Source organism: Streptomyces filamentosus (assembly GCF_014654895.1).
In the GTDB taxonomy this organism is placed as follows: domain Bacteria; phylum Actinomycetota; class Actinomycetes; order Streptomycetales; family Streptomycetaceae; genus Streptomyces; species Streptomyces filamentosus.
Map to the genome: position 1 here is coordinate 1,011,658 of NZ_BNBE01000001.1, position 16,151 is coordinate 1,027,808.

Here is a 16,151-nt window from a genome sequence, read left to right on the forward strand (position 1 = left end):
GGGAGGGCGGCGCCCCCGATTGTGCCAGGGCCACCGACCCCCCGCCCCTCACCCGCCGCCCGCCGCCCGCCGTCAGGCGCGGAGGTCGACGAGGAGCGGCGGCGTGCTCGCGCCGTCGACGGTCGTCAGCGAGACGACGGCGTGGCCGGGCGGGACGGAGTGCGCGAGCTCGGAGGCGGACCAGCGCTCGCGCTCGACCTTCTTCAGCGTGACGGCGTCGGTGGTGACGGCCTTGCCGGTGACCTTCTTGCGCAGGGCGTGGATGGCCCGGGTCATCGGCTGGTTGGCGAAGACCGTGTGGTGGGCGACCTCCTCGGTCTCCACCCATTCGGTGCCCCATGCCTCCGCGAGGCCCCGGCCGTCCCAGGTGGTGACGCCGGAGAGGGCGGCGCGGCAGCCGACGGCCGCGAGCAGCGGTCCGTGCAGCGGTTCGGGCACGTCGCCGAGGGTCCGCAGGCCGAGGACGACGCCGGCCCGGTGGGTGCGGAGTCGCTGGAGGGAGCGGATGGTGCCGCCGGTGAGCGCGCCCGTGGCGTCGTCGAGGGTGAGCCCCACGAAATGGGACCGGCGGCCGCCGGTCCGGGCGGCGGCCAGGAACTGGGCGAGGATCAGGCGGGCGAGGAGCTGGGCCGCCTCCTCGTGCCCGTGCTCGGGAAGCTGCACGCGGACGCGGAGCGGATGGTGGGCGACGGCGTCCAGGGAGAAGGGCTGGGCCCCTCCCGTGCCGGCGCCGAAGAAGTCCGCGAAGGCGGGACGGTCGAGGAGGGCCAGCCGGTCGGCGAGCACCGGCCCGGGGTCGGCGGGCCCGCCCGCCTGGCGGATCCGGCCTTCCAGCTCACGCCGCAGGGCGGCGGCTTCGGCGGGCAGCCGGTCGAGCAGCGCGGTGAGCCGCCCGGCGTCCGCCTCCAGGAGTTCGCGCAGCACCGGCACGGAGGGGAAGGTCCCGTGGACGGCCCGGTAAGGGCCGAGGAGCTGGGCGAGGACGGTGGCGGCACGGCGCGGGTCGAGCGATGCGACGTCCCCCGCCAGGCCCTCGGCGAGGAGGGCGGCGGCCTCGTCCGGCCCGGTGAGCCCGCCGTAGAGGTCGAGGTCGTACGGGGAGGCGGGGTCGCCGAGCCGGACCACGACGTCGTACGCCGCGTCCGGACCGTACGCGGGGGACGATCCCCCCACGGTGACGACCGCGCAGGTGCCGGTGAGGGCCTGGAGGGTGAGGGCCTCGGCGGCGGTGGCGGTGAGGCTGCCGACCGGACCTCCGCCGGACGGCCCGACGACCAGGAGCGAGGTGCCGAGCACGGTCGGATCGAGCGCGACGCCCACACCCCGGTAGGCGGCCGGGTTGCGCTCGGCGGCCGCGGCCCGGCCGATCCGCACCTGTCCGAGGAGCAGGTCGTGGGGGAAGAGCCGCCGCGGCAGGTCGCGGTCGCCTGAGGGATGCGCCCAGGCCGCAGCACCATGCCGCAGCACGGTGTCGACGAACCCGGCGAGCCGTCCCGCGTCCTCCCGGCTCTGTTCCCAGTGCCGCCGGATCCGCGCGCAGTCGACCTCGTTCATGCGTCCGGAGAGCAGCTCACCGGAGAGCAGCTCGGCGACCTGCCCCTGCCCCGCGGCCCTCGGCCCGGGCCAGGTGGAGAGGGGGGCGGGGGCGTCGGGGGCGGCCGGGGCGGGGCCGGACCCGCGTGAGGCGAGCCAGTGGCGGACGAAGCCGCGCCAGTCTCCGAGGCGGGCGAAGGGCCACAGCACCCCCGCCGTGATCACGGCGTACAGGGTGTAGGTGAGCACGGGCGAGGTGAAGATGGAGAGGTCGTCGGCGACCAGGGCGACGAGGTACAGGACCGGCATGGCGATGGGCAGGGGATCCCAGCCGACGAGCGGGAACGCTTCCGGCCAGACGAAGGTGAGCGCGATCAACGCCGCTCCCGCGGCGATCGCGGCCCGGACGGCCGGCTTGTGCGGCTCCAGGAAGTAGCGCGCCAGCTGTCCCCAGGAGCCGAGCTTACCCATCCCGTACACGATCGCGGCGAGGACGATGCCGCTGTACACGGAGGTGGCCGCTCTTCCGTGCCAGTCGCGGGGCGTCGTCGAACCGGCGAAGAACCAGTCGTCGGGGGTGAGGGCGGCGAGCGGCAAGGAGAGGTAGGGCAGACCGCCCTCGTTCCACACGGACCACAGGAGCAGCCCGAGCAGCAGAGGGACCACGACACCGACCGTGGTGACGGGAGCGAGCCGCCGGGCATCCGTACGGGCCGGCGGCACGTGCCGGAACCGCCAGACGCCAGGGGGCGCCTCCGGCCGAGGCGCGTCCAGCCACTCCGCGACGGCGTTGCGCGCACCGGGCACGCCGGGGGCGCCGGGGGGCCGGGGCGGTGTCGCGGGAGGGACAGGCGGCGATCCGGGAGGGCCCTCCGGGAGGGCCGGCGGCGCAGGAGGCAGCGGCGGTCCGGCCGGGCGTGGGACCGCCGCGCCTCTCGTGTCGCGTGACTCGTACGTGCCGTCGGTCTCCATGAACCCCTGCCCCCTGACCAGCCAGGTCGCCGCGTCTGTGCCAGCGCCAATCTAGTGGGCGCGGGCCTTCCGGGGAGGGTTTCGGGGAGCCGGGGGGACGCGCGGCGGGGAGAGGGGGCCGGGAGGTCGGCCTGTCCACCGCGTCCAACGACACGCCGGCAACACTCCCGATCGGCGCATGCCTGGAGCCCTTCGCCCCGCCTAGCCTGCGGAGGAAACCCGCAAGAGCGTCCAGAACACCCCAGGAGCCCCGCATGAACGCTGTCCCGCAGGAGCGGCGCGTCGTCACCGCCATTCCCGGTCCGAAGTCGCAGGAGCTCCAGGCTCGCCGGCTGGAGACGGTCGCCGGGGGCGTGGGTTCCACGCTGCCGGTGTTCACGAAGCGCGCGGGCGGCGGGATCATCGAGGACGTCGACGGCAACCTGCTGATCGACTTCGGGTCCGGCATCGCCGTGACGTCCGTGGGCGCCTCGGCGGAGGCCGTGGTGCGCCGCGCTTCGGCGCAGCTCCAGGACTTCACCCACACCTGTTTCATGGTGACGCCGTACGAGGGCTACGTGGAGGTCTGCGAGGCGCTGGCCGAGCTGACCCCGGGCGACCACGCCAAGAAGTCCGCGCTGTTCAACTCGGGCGCCGAGGCCGTCGAGAACGCCGTCAAGATCGCGCGCTCGTACACCAAGCGCCAGGCCGTCGTCGTCTTCGACCACGGCTACCACGGCCGCACGAACCTCACCATGGGCATGACGGCGAAGAACATGCCGTACAAGCAGGGCTTCGGCCCGTTCGCGCCCGAGGTCTACCGCGTGCCGGTCGCCTACGGCTACCGCTGGCCCACGGGTGCCGAGAACGCCGGCCCCGAGGCCGCCGCGCAGGCGATCGACAACATCACCAAGCAGATCGGCGCCGAGAACGTCGCCGCGATCGTCATCGAGCCGGTCCTCGGCGAGGGCGGCTTCATCGAGCCGGCCAAGGGCTTCCTGCCGGCGATCGTGAAGTTCGCCAACGACAACGGCATCGTCTTCGTCGCGGACGAGATCCAGGCCGGCTTCTGCCGCACCGGCCAGTGGTTCGCCTGTGAGGACGAGGGCATCGTCCCGGACCTCATCACCACCGCCAAGGGCATCGCGGGCGGTCTGCCGCTCGCCGCCGTCACCGGCCGCGCCGAGATCATGGACTCCGTCCACGGCGGCGGTCTGGGCGGCACCTACGGCGGCAACCCGGTGGCCTGCGCCGGTGCGCTCGGCGCCATCGAGACGATGAAGGAGCTGGACCTCAACGGGAAGGCCAAGCGCATCGAGGAGGTCATGAAGGCCCGCCTCTCCGCGATGCAGGAGAAGTTCCCGGTCATCGGCGACATCCGCGGCCGCGGCGCCATGATCGCGATCGAGCTCGTCAAGGACCCGGTGACGAAGGAGCCGGCCGCCGAGGCCGCCGCCGCGCTCGCCAAGTACTGCCACAACGAGGGCGTCCTCGTCCTCACCTGCGGCACCTACGGCAACGTGCTGCGCTTCCTCCCGCCGCTGGTCATCGGCGAGGACCTGCTGAACGAGGGCCTGGACGTCATCGAGGCGGCGCTCGCCGCCCTCTGACGGACGGTCCCGCGCGAGGAGTCGCAAAGAGTGAAGACTCTGTGGGGGGCCGATGGCGGGACGCGTTTCCCGCTGTCGGCCCCCCTGCGCGTGGCGTACGGTCTTCCCCAGATGAGAGAAACACCCCGGGCAGAGCCACCCCAGCCCCGCCCGCACCGTGCCGAAGCGCACACCGCCGGAGCCTCGTGCTCCGGGACTCCTCACCGATCGGACGGCCGCCCGCCCCACACCCCCCGGGGCGCGCGGCAGCCCGGTCCTCCCGGCCGCCCCGGAACCACCCCCCCTGTTCCAGGGCGGCCGGCTCTCTTCTCGGCGCTCGTCGCCCTCGCCGTCGTGACCTGGCAGGTGCTCGTCCACGGCCCCTTGGCCAGGCTCGACGAGCGGGTGTCCCGGTCTCTCGTGGACACCGTCCCCCGGTGGCTGAGCGAGCTCGCCTCCGACCTCGGCAATCTGACGGTCGCCCTCCCCGTGCTCGCCGCCGCGATGGCATACGCCGTCTTCCGCGGTCGTCGCCGCCAGGCCCTGTCCGCCGGTCTCGCCATGGCCTCCGTGCCGCTCCTGGTCGTCCCCCTGAAGGAGTGGACGGCCCGCCCCGGCCCCCTCGAACCCTGGGCCCACGGCTACTACCCGTCCGGTCATACGGCGACGGCGATGGTGGCGTACTTCGGGGCCGCCTGGCTGGTCTCGCGACGGCTCGTCCCCGTCGCCGCCGTGCTGACGGCGGTGACGGGGACGGGGCTGGTCCTCCGGGGCTTCCACTGGCCGCTGGACGTGGTGGCCAGTGGCTGCCTCGGCTTCCTGATCCTCGGGATCAGCTCTGCTTCGCTGCGTTCTGGCCGAAGTAGGCGTCGAAGTTCTTCGAGAACTCCCACTGGTTGAAGCGGTCCCAGTTGATCGACCAGGTCATCAGGCCGCGCAGGGACGACCAGGTGCCGTGGGTCTGGTAGCTGCCGCAGTTGGTCTTCTTCGTGAGGCAGTCCAGGGCCTTGTTCACCTCGGTGGGGCTGGTGTGGCCGTTGCCCGCCTGGGTGGAGGCCGGGAGGCCGATGGCGACCTGGTCGGGGCGCAGGCCGGGGAAGAAGCGCTCGGTGTTGCCGGCGACGGGGAAGCCGGTGAGCAGCATGTCGGTCATGGCGATGTGGAAGTCGGCGCCGCCCATGGAGTGGTACTGGTTGTCCAGGCCCATGATGGAGCCGGAGTTGTAGTCCTGGACGTGCAGCAGGGTGAGGTCGTCGCGCAGGGCGTGGATGACCGGCAGGTAGGCGCCGGCGCGCGGGTCCTGGCCGCCCCAGGGGCCGGAGCCGTAGTACTGGTAGCCGAGCTGGACGAAGAAGGTCTCGGGGGCCATCGTCAGGACGAACTTCGCGCCGTACTTGGCCTTGAGGGTCTTGACCGCCTGGATGAGGTTGACGATCACCGGCGAGGTGGGGCTGCGGAAGTCGGTGTCGCCGGTCTGGAGCGACAGCGAGTGGCCCTCGAAGTCGATGTCGAGGCCGTCGAGGCCGTACTCGTCGATGATCTTCGAGACGGAGGAGACGAAGGTGTCGCGGGCGGCGGTGGTGGCGAGCTGGACCTGGCCGTTCTGGCCGCCGATGGAGATGAGGACCTTCTTGCCCGCGGCCTGCTTGGCCTTGATGGCGGCCTTGAAGTCGGCCTCGGACTCGACGGTCGGGCACTCGGCGACCGGGCAGAGCTTGAAGCGGATGTCGCCGGAGGTCACCGAGGTGGGCTCGCCGAAGGCGAGGTTGATGACGTCCCAGGAGTCGGGCACGTCGGCCATGCGGGTGTAGCCGGAGCCGTTGGCGAAGCTGGCGTGGAGGTAGCCGACGAGGGCGCGGGCGGGGAGTTCGGCGCCGCCCCCGCCGCCGCCCCCGGAGGTCGTGGTGGCGGTGACGGCCGCGGACTTCGCGGACTCGCCGGCGCTGTTGACCGCCGAGACCTGGAAGGAGTACGCGGTGCTCGGGGTGAGGCCGGTGGCGGTGTACGAGGTGCCGGTCACGGTGCCGACGGCGGTGGCGCCCCGGTAGACCTTGTACGAGGTGGCGCCCGCGACCGCGGGCCAGCTGAGCGGCACCGTGGTGGAGGTCGGGCTGCCGGCGGCGAGGCCCGTGGGGGCGGCGGGGATCTCCGCCGGGGCGCCGCCGGGGCCGAAGAGCGAGAGGTCGTCGGCCTGGTAGGCGGGGGTGCCGTACCAGCCGTGGGTGTAGACGGTGACCGAGGTGGTGTTGGCGCCGGTGGTGAAGGTGGTGGAGAGCTTCTGCCAGTCGGCGGCGGCCTGGGTCCAGGTGGAGACGTCGGTGGTGCCGGTGCCGGTGGCGCCGAGGTAGACGTAGCTGCCGCGGACCCAGCCGCTGAGCGTGTAGGCCGAGTTGGGCTTCACGGTGATGGTCTGGGAGCACTTGGCGTTGTCGCTGCCGGCCGGGGTGGCCTGGAGCGCCTTGGTGCCGCCGTGCACGGGGGTGGTGACGACGGCGCCGCTGCCCGCCGTACAGGTCCAGCCGTCCAGGCCGGCCTCGAAGCCGCCGTTGCGGGCGAGTTCGGAGTCGGCGGCCTGGGCGGCCGGGGAGAGCGCGGCGAGCCCGCCGACGGCGAGCGCGCCCGCCAGCAGCAGGGTGAGGGGTCTGGTGCGGTCCACGGCTGCCTCCGGGGGTGGGGGAATCGGAGTGGAGCGCGCCACAGCATGGTCCAGACCAATCGAGTGGTCAAGACCTCTGCACGGGAAGGGACTTGGGGAGGGACGCGGGAGCCACTCCGGGCGGGGGCCCGGGGGCGGGCCCTGAGGCGGGTCCGGGGACGGACTCGGGGACGGCCCCCGGAGCGGGCGTATGCACGGGGGTGGGTTCAGGAGGCGCCCCCTCCCTGCGGCTCCTCGCGGGCCAGCGCGCCCGCCGCCTCGTGCATGGCCAGTTCGAGCAGCGAGGGGTCGGTGAGGGTGCCGAGGCCGTCCGGGACCACGAGCCAGCGCACTCCCCCGGTCGACCGTCCCGGGTGCGGGACGACGATCCAGCTCCCGGCGCCGGCGCCGCGGACTCCGGTGCCGAGCCAGCGGGCGGCCGTGCCGGGCGGGACGAAGAAGCCGATGCGGGAGTCGCCGAAGTCGGCGAGGACCGGGCCGGGCCGGTCGACCAGGCGGACGAGGACGTCGAGGGTGGGGTGGCCGAGGCCGCCCGGCAGGATCAGGACGTCCCAGCGGCGGCCCGCGGGCAGCAGGGCGACCCCGTGCGGGTTGCGCTCCCACTCCCAGCGGCAGGCTTCGGGATCCGGTGCGACGGCGGCCAGCCACTCCACCGCGGCCTTGGCGCCGGGAGCCCCCGTAGATGTCATCGTGCGTACTCCTCTCCGTGGGGACGCGCGGAGTGCGCGTCCACACGGAGAGAGCGCGAGGGTTCCCCGCTCTTACGCGGGTTTCCCTACCCATCGGTTGTGATCTGAATCACATCACCGATCGGGGGTCAGCTGTCGAAGCCGAGGCCCATCTTGTCCAGCGTCTTCAGCCACAGGTTCCGCCGCCCGCCGTTGGCGTCGGCGCGGGCCAGCGACCACTTGGTGATCCCGATGCCGGCCCAGGCGATCGGCTCGGGCGGGAAGGGCAGCGGCTTGGAGCGGACCATGGCCAGCTCGGTCCGCTCGGTGCGCTCCCCGGCGAGCAGGTCGAGCATCACCTCGGCGCCGAAGCGGGTGGCGCCCACGCCGAGGCCGGTGTAGCCCTGCGCGTACGCCACCTTGCCCTGGTGGGCGGTGCCGAAGAAGGCGGAGAAGCGCGAGCAGGTGTCGATCGCGCCGCCCCAGGCGTGACTGAAGCGGAGCCCCTCCAGCTGCGGGAAGCAGGTGAAGAAGTGCTCGGCCAGCTTGAGGTAGGTCTCCGGGCGGTGGTCCATCTCCGCCTGCACCTTGCCGCCGAAGCGGTAGACGGCGTCGTAGCCGCCCCACAGGATGCGCCGGTCGGCGGTGATGCGGAAGTAGTGGAACTGGTTGGCGGAGTCGCCGAGGCCCTGCCGGTTCTTCCACCCCACGGAGGCGAGCTGCCCGTCGGTGAGCGGTTCGGTGACCAGCGCGTAGTCGTAGACCGGGACGGTGTACGGGCGCAGCCGCTTGACCAGCGAGGGGAAGACGTTGGTGCCGAGGGCGACCCGGCGGGCGGCGACCCGGCCGTACGGGGTGCGGACGGCCATGCCGGCGCCGGCCGCGACCAGGTCGAGGCCCGGGGTGTTCTCGAAGATCCGCACGCCCGCGTCGAGGCAGGCCCGCTTGAGGCCCCAGGCCAGCTTGGCCGGGTGGAGCATGGCGACCCCGCGGCGGTCCCACAGGCCGCCGCGGAAGGTCGGCGAGTTCACCTCGGCGCGGACCGCGTCCTGGTCGAGGAGGGTGAGGCCCCCGGCGAGGCCGAGCCGGTCGGCCTCCTCGTACAGCTCGTGGAGCTCCTCCAGCTGGTACGCCTCGGTCGCCACGTCGATCTCGCCGGTGCGCTCGAAATCGCAGTCCAGGGAGTAGCGGGCGACGGCCTCCTCGATGGCGTCGAGGTTGGCCTCGCCCAGTCGCTCCAGCTTCGGCAGCTCGTCGGGCCAGCGGGCCAGGCCGTTGCCGAGGCCGTGGGTGAGGGAGGCGGCGCAGAAGCCGCCGTTGCGGCCCGAGGCGGCCCAGCCCGCCTCGCGTCCCTCGATGAGCACGACGTCCTGGGAGGGGTCGCGCTCCTTGGCGAGGAGCGCGGTCCACAGCCCGCTGTAGCCGCCGCCGACGACGAGGAGGTCGCACTTCTCGGTGCCGGTGAGGGCGGGCAGGGCGCCGGGCTTGCCGGGGTCTTCCAGCCAGAAGGGGACGGGCTGGGCGTCGGAGAGAGATTGTGCAGCGAGACGCATGGCGACTGGGGCCATGGTTTCCAACTCCTTCGGTGCCTGAGACGGCCTTCGCTCAGGCTGTTGCTGTTTTCTTGCGCCGGTTCGTGACGATCTGACCGGCCACGACCATCAGTACCGCGAGGACGAACATCGCGGTGCCGATGACGTTGATCTGAACGGGGGTTCCGCGCTGTGCCGAGCCCCAGACGAACATGGGGAAGGTCACGGTGGAGCCCGCGTTGAAGTTGGTGATGATGAAGTCGTCGAAGGAGAGCGCGAAGGCGAGCAGCGCGCCGGCGGCGATGCCGGGCGCGGCGATCGGCAGGGTGACCCGCAGGAAGGTCTGCGCGGGTCCCGCGTAGAGGTCGCGCGCGGCCTCCTCCAGACGCGGGTCCATGGACATGACCCGGGCCTTGACCGCCGTCACGACGAACGACAGGCAGAACATGATGTGGGCGATGAGGACCGTCCAGAAGCCCAGCTGGATCCCCATGTTGAGGAAGAGGGTGAGCAGCGAGGCGGCCATGACGACCTCGGGCATCGCCATCGGCAGGAAGATCAGCGAGTTGATCGCGCCGCGCGCCCGGAAGCGGTAGCGGACGAGCGCGAAGGCGATCATGGTGCCGAGGACGACGGCGCCGACGGTGGCCCAGGCGGCGAGCTGGAGCGAGAGCGAGAGCGACTCGCACATGTCGGCGACGCCGCAGGGGTCCTTCCAGGCGTCGAGGGAGAACTGCTGCCACGAGTAGTTGAAGCGCCCGTTCGGCTTGTTGAACGAGAACACCATGACCACGACGTTCGGCAGGATCATGTACGCGAGCGTCAGCAGGCCCGCGACGACGACGAGGTTCTTGCGCAGCCAGGTCATCAGACGAGGTCCTCCGTTCCGGCCTTGCGGATGTAGAAGGTGACCATGAGCAGCACGATCGCCATGAGGATGAAGGACAGGGCGGCGGCCGTCGGGTAGTCGAGGACCCGGAGGAACTGCGACTGGATGACGTTGCCGATCATCTTGGTGTCGGTGGAGCCGAGGAGTTCGGCGTTGACGTAGTCGCCGCTCGCCGGGATGAAGGTGAGCAGGGTGCCGGAGACGACGCCGGGCATCGACAGCGGGAAGGTCACCTTGCGGAAGGTGGTCGCCGGGGAGGCGTAGAGGTCCTGGGCGGCCTCGTGCAGCCGGCCGTCGATCCGCTCCAGGGAGGTGTAGAGGGGCAGGATCATGAACGGCAGGAAGTTGTACGTGAGGCCGCAGACGACCGCCATCGGGGTGGCGAGCACCCGCTCGCCCTCGGTCCAGCCGAGCCAGCTCGTCACGTCGAGCACGTGCAGCGCGCCCAGCACGTCCACGACGAGGCTGTCGTCGGCGAGGATCGTCTTCCAGGCCAGCGTCCGGATGAGGAAGCTGGTGAAGAAGGGCGCGATCACCAGGACGAGCAGCAGGTTGCGCCAGCGCCCGGCCTTGAAGGCGATGAGGTACGCGAGGGGGTAGCCGAGCAGCAGGCAGAGCACGGTCGCGGTGCCCGCGTACAGCAGGGAGCGCAGGAGCTGCGGCCAGTACTCGGTGAAGGCGTCGACGTACGTCTGGAAGTGCCAGGTGACCTGGAAGCCCTCTTCGAGGGAGCCGGTCTGCACCGAGGTGGAAGCCTGGTAGACGAGCGGCAGGGCGAAGAAGACGAGCAGCCAGAGGATGCCGGGGAGCAGCAGCCAGTAGGGGACGAGCCGCTTGCGGGTGGGGGGCTTGCGCAGCACCGGTTCCCCGACCGGTCCCGGGGCCTCCTTGGCGAGGGTGGTGGTCACGAGGCGTCCTCCACCGTCTCCACGCCCGCGTCGATGTCCTGGGCGGCGTCGAGGCCGAAGGTGTGGGCCGGGTTCCAGTGCAGGACGACCTCGGCACCGGGCACCAGGCGGGAGTCGCGCTCGATGTTCTGCTCGTACACCTGGAGCTCCGCTCCGGCCGGCGAGTTCACCACGTACTGGGTGGAGACGCCGATGAAGGAGGAGTCGACGATCCGGCCGGTGACCCGGTTGCGGCCGTCGGCGATCGTCCCCGCGTCGTCGGCGTGCGTGAGCGAGATCTTCTCGGGGCGGACGCCGACGAGGAGCTTGCCGCCCTGGCGGACGGCGTCGGTACAGCGGTCGCCGGGCACCTTGAGCTTGCCGCCGCCGGCGGTGACGACCACGTCGGAGCCGGTCCCGACGACCTCGGCCTCGATGAGGTTGGAGGTGCCGAGGAAGTTGGCGACGAAGGTGGTCTTCGGGTTCTCGTACAGGTCGGCGGGGGCGCCGAGCTGCTCGACCCGGCCGCCGTTCATGACCGCGACCTGGTCGGCCATGGTCATGGCCTCCTCCTGGTCGTGGGTGACGTGCACGAAGGTGATGCCGACCTCGGTCTGGATCCGCTTGAGCTCCAGCTGCATCTGGCGGCGCAGCTTGAGGTCGAGGGCGCCGAGCGGCTCGTCGAGGAGGAGCACCTGCGGGTGGTTGATGAGGGCGCGGGCGACGGCGACGCGCTGCTGCTGGCCGCCGGAGAGCTGGTGCGGCTTGTGCTTGGCCTTGTCGCCGAGCTGGACGAGCTCCAGCATGTCGTCGACCTGCTTCTTCACCGACTTGATGCCGCGGCGGCGCAGGCCGAAGGCGATGTTCTCGGAGATGTCCATGTGCGGGAAGAGCGCGTAGGACTGGAAGACGGTGTTGACCGGCCGTTTGTAGGGCGGGAGGTCGGTGACGTCCTTGTCGCCGAGGAAGATCGTGCCGGTGGAGGGGTCCTCCAGGCCGGCGATCATGCGCAGGGTGGTGGTCTTGCCGCAGCCGGAGGCGCCGAGCAGGGCGAAGAAGGAGCCCTGCGGGACGGTGAGGTCGAGCGGGTGGACGGCGGTGAAGGAGCCGTAGGTCTTGCTGATGCCGGTGAGTCGGACGTCGCCGCCGGTGGTGTTCTCAGTCATGGGTTCGCGGTCCCGGATCTTCGTGGCTTCGTGGCCTGGTGACGGTGGACGACGGCTCAGGCGCCGATGAGCTTGGCGAACTTCTCCTCGTACGCCGTCTCCTCCTCGGCGGTCAGCGAGCGGAAGGCGCGCGACTTCTTCGCCATGGCCTTGTCCGGGAGAATCAGCGTGTTGGCGGCGAGCTCGGGGTCGATCTTCGCCAGCTCGTCCTTGACCCCGTCGACGGGGCAGACGTAGTTGATGTAGGCGGCGAGCTGGGCGGCCACCGGGAGCTCGTAGTAGTGGTCGATGAGCTTCTCGGCGTTGGCCTTGTGGCCGGCCTGGGCGGGGACCAGGAGGTTGTCCGTGGAGGTGATGTACCCGGCGTTGGGGATGGTGTACTGGATGTCCGGGTTGTCCGCCTGGAGCTGGATGACGTCGCCGGCCCAGGCGAGACAGGCGGCGAGGTCGCCCTTGTCCAGGTCCGAGGTGTAGTCGTTGCCGGTGAAGCGGCGGATCTGCTTCTTGTCGACGGCCTTCTGGAGGCGGCCGATCGCCGCGTCGTAGTCGGCGTCGGTGAACTTCCCGGGGTCCTTGCCCATGTCGAGCAGGGTCATGCCGACGGTGTCGCGCATCTCGGTGAGGAAGCCGACCCGGCCCTTGAGGGCGGGGTCGTCGAGGAGCTGGCTGACCGAGTCGACCTTCTTCCCGCCGGTCGCCTTCACGTTGTAGGCGATGACGGTGGAGATGCCGGTCCAGGGGTACGAGTAGGACCGGCCCGGGTCCCAGTCGGGGCGGCGGAACTGCGCGGAGAGGTTCGCGTAGGCGTTGGGCAGGTTCGCCGGGTCCAGCTTCTGCGCCCAGCCGAGCCGGATGATGCGGGCGGCGAGCCAGTCGGTGACGCATATCAGGTCGCGGCCGGTGTCCTGCCCGGCCGCGAGCTGCGGCTTGATCTTGCCGAAGAACTCGACGTTGTCGTTGATGTCCTCGGTGTACTTGACCTTGATCCCGGTGCGCTCCGTGAACGCCTCCAGGGTCGGACGGGACTTCTCGTCCTCGCTGACGTCCATGTACTCGGTCCAGTTGGAGAAGCTGACGGTCTTCTCCTTGGCGGACCGGTCGGTGGACGCGGGGCCCTGTCCCTCCCGCTTGGCCGGCGGGATGCCGCAGGCCGTGAGGCCGGCGAGACCGCCGGCCGTCAGCGCGCCCACGCCGCCGGCCCGCAGCAGCGAGCGGCGGCTGAGGGCGCCACGGCCGCTCGTCATGCTGCGCCGGATCGCCGCGAGCTGGGCGGCGGAGAGGCGGTCGGGCTCGTACTGCTCCATGCGCTGTGCCCTTTCGGGATGGTTGCGCCGCTGGTCGGGCGGCTGACTGCTATCGGTCCCCGAAGATCGTGCGGTGCCAGTCCTTGGCCGCCACCGCGGTGTTGTCGAACATCACGTGCTTGACCTGCGTGTACTCCTCGAAGGAGTAGGCCGACATGTCCTTTCCGTAGCCCGATGCCTTGTATCCCCCGTGGGGCATCTCGCTGATGATCGGGATGTGGTCGTTGACCCAGACGCAGCCGGCCTTGATCTCGCGGGTGGCCCGGTTCGCCCGGTAGACGTCGCGGGTCCAGGCGGAGGCCGCGAGGCCGTACGGGGTGTCGTTGGCGAGCCGGATGCCCTCCTCGTCGGTGTCGAAGGGCAGGGCCACCAGGACCGGGCCGAAGATCTCCGACTGCACGACCTCGCTGTCCTGCGCGGCGCCGGTGATCAGGGTGGGACGGTAGTATGCGCCGTTCTCGAGCTCTCCACCAGGGGCTTCGCCTCCGGTGACGACGGTGGCGTAGCCGCGGGCCCGCTCCACGAAGCCGGCGATCCGGTCGCGGTGGACGTGGGAGACCAGCGGGCCGAGGTCGGTGGCCGGGTCGGCGGGGTCGCCCAGCCGGACGGTCTCCATGAGCTCCGCGACCCGGGCGACGAAGGCGTCGAAGAGCGGGCGCTGGACGTAGGCGCGGGTGGCGGCGGTGCAGTCCTGGCCGGTGTTGATGAGGGAGGCGGCGACGGCGCCGTGCGCGGCGGCCTCCAGGTCGGCGTCGTCGAAGACGACGAAGGGCGCCTTGCCGCCGAGCTCCAGGTGGAGCCGCTTGACGGTGGCGGTGGCGACCTCGGCGACCCGCTTGCCGACCTGGGTGGAGCCGGTGAAGGAGGTCATGACGACGTCCGGGTGGCCCACCAGGTGCTCGCCGGCCTCCCGGCCGGAGCCGGTGACGACGTTGACCACGCCGTCGGGGATGCCCGCCTCCTTCGCCGCCTGGGCGAACATCAGGGAGGTCAGCGGGGTCAGCTCGGCCGGCTTCAGGACGATCGTGTTGCCGGCGGCGATCGCCGGGAGGATCTTCCAGGCGGCCATCTGGAGGGGGTAGTTCCAGGGGGCGATGGAGCCGATCACGCCGATCGGCTCGCGCCGGACGTACGAGGTGTGGTCGCCGGAGTACTCGGCGGCGGACTGGCCCTGGAGGTGGCGGGCCGCGCCGGCGAAGAAGGCGGTGTTGTCGATGGTGCCGGGCACGTCGAACTCGGTGGTGAGCCGGATCGGCTTGCCGCACTGGAGCGACTCGGCCAGGGCGAAGTCCTCGGCCTGCGCGGCGAGGACCGCGGCGAAGCGGTGCAGCGCGTCGGAGCGCTCCCCGGGGGTGGCGCCCGCCCAGCCGGGGAAGGCGGCCGCGGCGGCGGCCACGGCCGCGTCGACGTCCGCCGTGGAGGCGAGCTCGTAGGTGTACACGCTCTCGCCGGTGGCGGGGTCGACGACGCTGTGCGTCCGTCCCGAGGTCCCCGGGCGGAGCCGTCCGCCGATGTACTGCGCGCCGTCCGCGAAGCGGTCCGTCACCTGGAAGCGGTTGCCCATGACGCTCTCCGTTGTCCCAGCTCGAATTGAGTGCCGATCCTGACAGAGGGATACGGCCCTAACAAGGGATTCCGTTGTTGCCTTTTGGTTACTCGACGGAATCGGTCGACCAAGTGTCGAGGTCGCGGGAAAATCTTCGTACGGATTGTCGGTCGCGGATGCCAGACTCGCGTGCATGACCACGATCGAGGAGCTGACGCAGCAGGTCAGCAGGGGTGCGAAGGTGAAGTGGCTGCATTTCTGGGGCCATCGTCCGGCCCCCGACGGACGGCTCGCGGCGAGCTGTCTGAGCCAGTGGTGGCCGTCACCCTTCGTGGTGGACGGCGTGCGGTACGCCACGGCCGAGCACTGGATGATGGCCGGGAAGGCGCGCCTCTTCGGCGACGCCGACGCGGAGCGGGCGGCGCTCGCCGCGCCCACCCCGGCCCAGGCGAAGAACGCCGGCCGGCTGGTCCGCGGCTTCGACGAGACCGTGTGGGCGCGGGAGCGCTTCGGGATCGTCGTGGCCGGCAGCGTCCACAAGTTCGCCTCGGACGAGGGGCTGCGGAGCTATCTGCTGGGGACCGGCGGCCGGGTGCTGGTGGAGGCGAGCCCGGTGGACCGGATCTGGGGGATCGGGCTCGCCGCCGACGACCCCGGCGCCCGCGATCCGGCCCGCTGGCGCGGGCTCAACCTGCTGGGCTTCGCCCTGATGGAGGCCCGGGAGCGGCTGCGGGCGGGCGACGGCTCAGCGGCCGCCGGCGTCCGCCACGAGGACCGTTGAGGTGACGTCCCGCTCGTTCTCCTCGTACTCCGCGAAGGTGGCGAAGGCCCAGACCACGAAGGCGATCATCGCCACGCCGAGGGCGATGGCCACGCTGCCGAGGACGATGCCCGCCGTGGCCACGCCGCCGTTGCTCGCCTCGCCCCGGTTGGCGCGCCTGCGGCCGACGATCCCGAAGATCAGGCCCAGGACGCCGAGGACGATCGCCGGGACGCCGTAGAACCAGAAGAGGCAGGTGCCGACGATGCCGAGCACCATGCCGGCCGTCCCCATGCCGTTGTTCTGCCCGGGCAGCGGCCCGTACGGGGAGGGGTGGGCGGGCGGATAGCCGTACGCGGACGGGCCCGGGGCCGGGTAGCCGTACGCGGGCGGGCCGGCGGGCGGGTAGCCGTACGCGGGCGGGGGCGTCGGCGCGCCGTAGGCGGAGGGTCCGCCGGGGGCGACCGGGGGCGGCGGGAGCTCCGTGCCCGCCGGGTCGCCGACGGGTATCGAGGTCACCGTCCGCTGGTCGTGGACCGACGGGTCGGCGGCGGGCCGCTTGCCCAGGTCCAGCGGCTCGCTCCGCCGCTCCGGCGGGGCCCAGGGGTCGGTCGCCCCCCGGTCCTGCGGGGGCTGGTCTGCGGTGTCGGACAAAATGGGCTCCCTCCGT

The 16,151-nt window shown here is 71.8% G+C and carries 13 protein-coding genes; 3 read left to right on the plus strand and 10 right to left on the minus strand.

The genetic code is table 11. From position 1 onward, the window contains the following. Positions 1–72: 72 nt before the first annotated feature. Complete coding sequence (locus IE326_RS04285) at positions 73–2,505, minus strand: ATP/GTP-binding protein (RefSeq protein ID WP_190040868.1); 2,433 nt, start codon at positions 2,503–2,505, stop codon at positions 73–75. A 254-nt stretch (positions 2,506–2,759) separates the two neighbouring features. Here IE326_RS04285 and gabT point away from each other — a divergent pair, with 254 nt between their 5' ends. Continuing rightward, positions 2,760–4,094, plus strand: coding sequence for a 4-aminobutyrate--2-oxoglutarate transaminase (gene gabT / locus IE326_RS04290; protein WP_150232100.1), 1,335 nt, complete (start codon positions 2,760–2,762; stop codon positions 4,092–4,094). 111 nt (positions 4,095–4,205) lie between these two features. Next, entirely contained in the window at positions 4,206–4,973 is a 768-nt protein-coding gene (locus tag IE326_RS04295; RefSeq protein ID WP_190040869.1) for a phosphatase PAP2 family protein, read from the plus strand. Here IE326_RS04295 and IE326_RS04300 read toward each other — a convergent pair. The 8 genes from IE326_RS04300 to IE326_RS04335 all read right to left on the minus strand — a co-directional run bounded on the left by IE326_RS04300 (position 4,906) and on the right by IE326_RS04335 (position 14,739). Then, the gene (locus IE326_RS04300; RefSeq protein WP_190040870.1) at positions 4,906–6,729 is read right to left on the minus strand and encodes a chitinase; all 1,824 of its coding nucleotides are present in this window, start codon (positions 6,727–6,729) and stop codon (positions 4,906–4,908) included. The two genes, IE326_RS04295 and IE326_RS04300, sit on opposite strands and share 68 nt — an antisense overlap. A 206-nt stretch (positions 6,730–6,935) precedes the next feature. Next, on the minus strand, positions 6,936–7,418 hold the full coding sequence (locus IE326_RS04305; protein ID WP_150232094.1) for a hypothetical protein: 483 nt from the start codon (positions 7,416–7,418) through the stop codon (positions 6,936–6,938). Between the two features lie 128 nt (positions 7,419–7,546). Then, positions 7,547–8,965, minus strand: a complete 1,419-nt coding sequence (locus IE326_RS04310; RefSeq protein WP_150232092.1) for an NAD(P)/FAD-dependent oxidoreductase — start codon at positions 8,963–8,965, stop codon at positions 7,547–7,549. 37 nt (positions 8,966–9,002) lie between these two features. Beyond that, positions 9,003–9,797 (minus strand): ABC transporter permease, encoded by a 795-nt coding sequence (locus IE326_RS04315; RefSeq protein WP_150232089.1) that lies wholly within the window; start codon positions 9,795–9,797, stop codon positions 9,003–9,005. Beyond that, entirely contained in the window at positions 9,797–10,726 is a 930-nt protein-coding gene (locus IE326_RS04320) for an ABC transporter permease (RefSeq protein ID WP_150232087.1), read from the minus strand. The genes IE326_RS04315 and IE326_RS04320 overlap by 1 nt, the downstream gene beginning before the upstream one ends. Further along, positions 10,723–11,871: an ABC transporter ATP-binding protein gene (locus IE326_RS04325; RefSeq protein WP_150232085.1), complete on the minus strand. Its 1,149-nt coding sequence runs from the start codon at positions 11,869–11,871 to the stop codon at positions 10,723–10,725. Before IE326_RS04325 ends, IE326_RS04320 begins: the two co-directional genes overlap by 4 nt. A 56-nt stretch (positions 11,872–11,927) precedes the next feature. Beyond that, positions 11,928–13,175, minus strand: coding sequence for an ABC transporter substrate-binding protein (locus IE326_RS04330; protein WP_150232083.1), 1,248 nt, complete (start codon positions 13,173–13,175; stop codon positions 11,928–11,930). Positions 13,176–13,224: 49 nt separating this feature from the next. Continuing rightward, entirely contained in the window at positions 13,225–14,739 is a 1,515-nt protein-coding gene (locus IE326_RS04335) for a gamma-aminobutyraldehyde dehydrogenase (protein ID WP_190040871.1), read from the minus strand. 175 nt (positions 14,740–14,914) lie between these two features. On the opposite strand from IE326_RS04335, the gene ybiA reads away from it, so the two are divergent. Then, positions 14,915–15,502: a riboflavin biosynthesis intermediates N-glycosidase gene (ybiA, locus tag IE326_RS04340; RefSeq protein ID WP_150232079.1), complete on the plus strand. Its 588-nt coding sequence runs from the start codon at positions 14,915–14,917 to the stop codon at positions 15,500–15,502. On the opposite strand, the gene IE326_RS04345 is transcribed toward ybiA, so the two are convergent. Then, on the minus strand, positions 15,467–16,135 hold the full coding sequence (locus tag IE326_RS04345; protein WP_190040872.1) for a DUF4190 domain-containing protein: 669 nt from the start codon (positions 16,133–16,135) through the stop codon (positions 15,467–15,469). The two genes, ybiA and IE326_RS04345, sit on opposite strands and share 36 nt — an antisense overlap. Between the last annotated feature and the right edge of the window lie 16 nt (positions 16,136–16,151).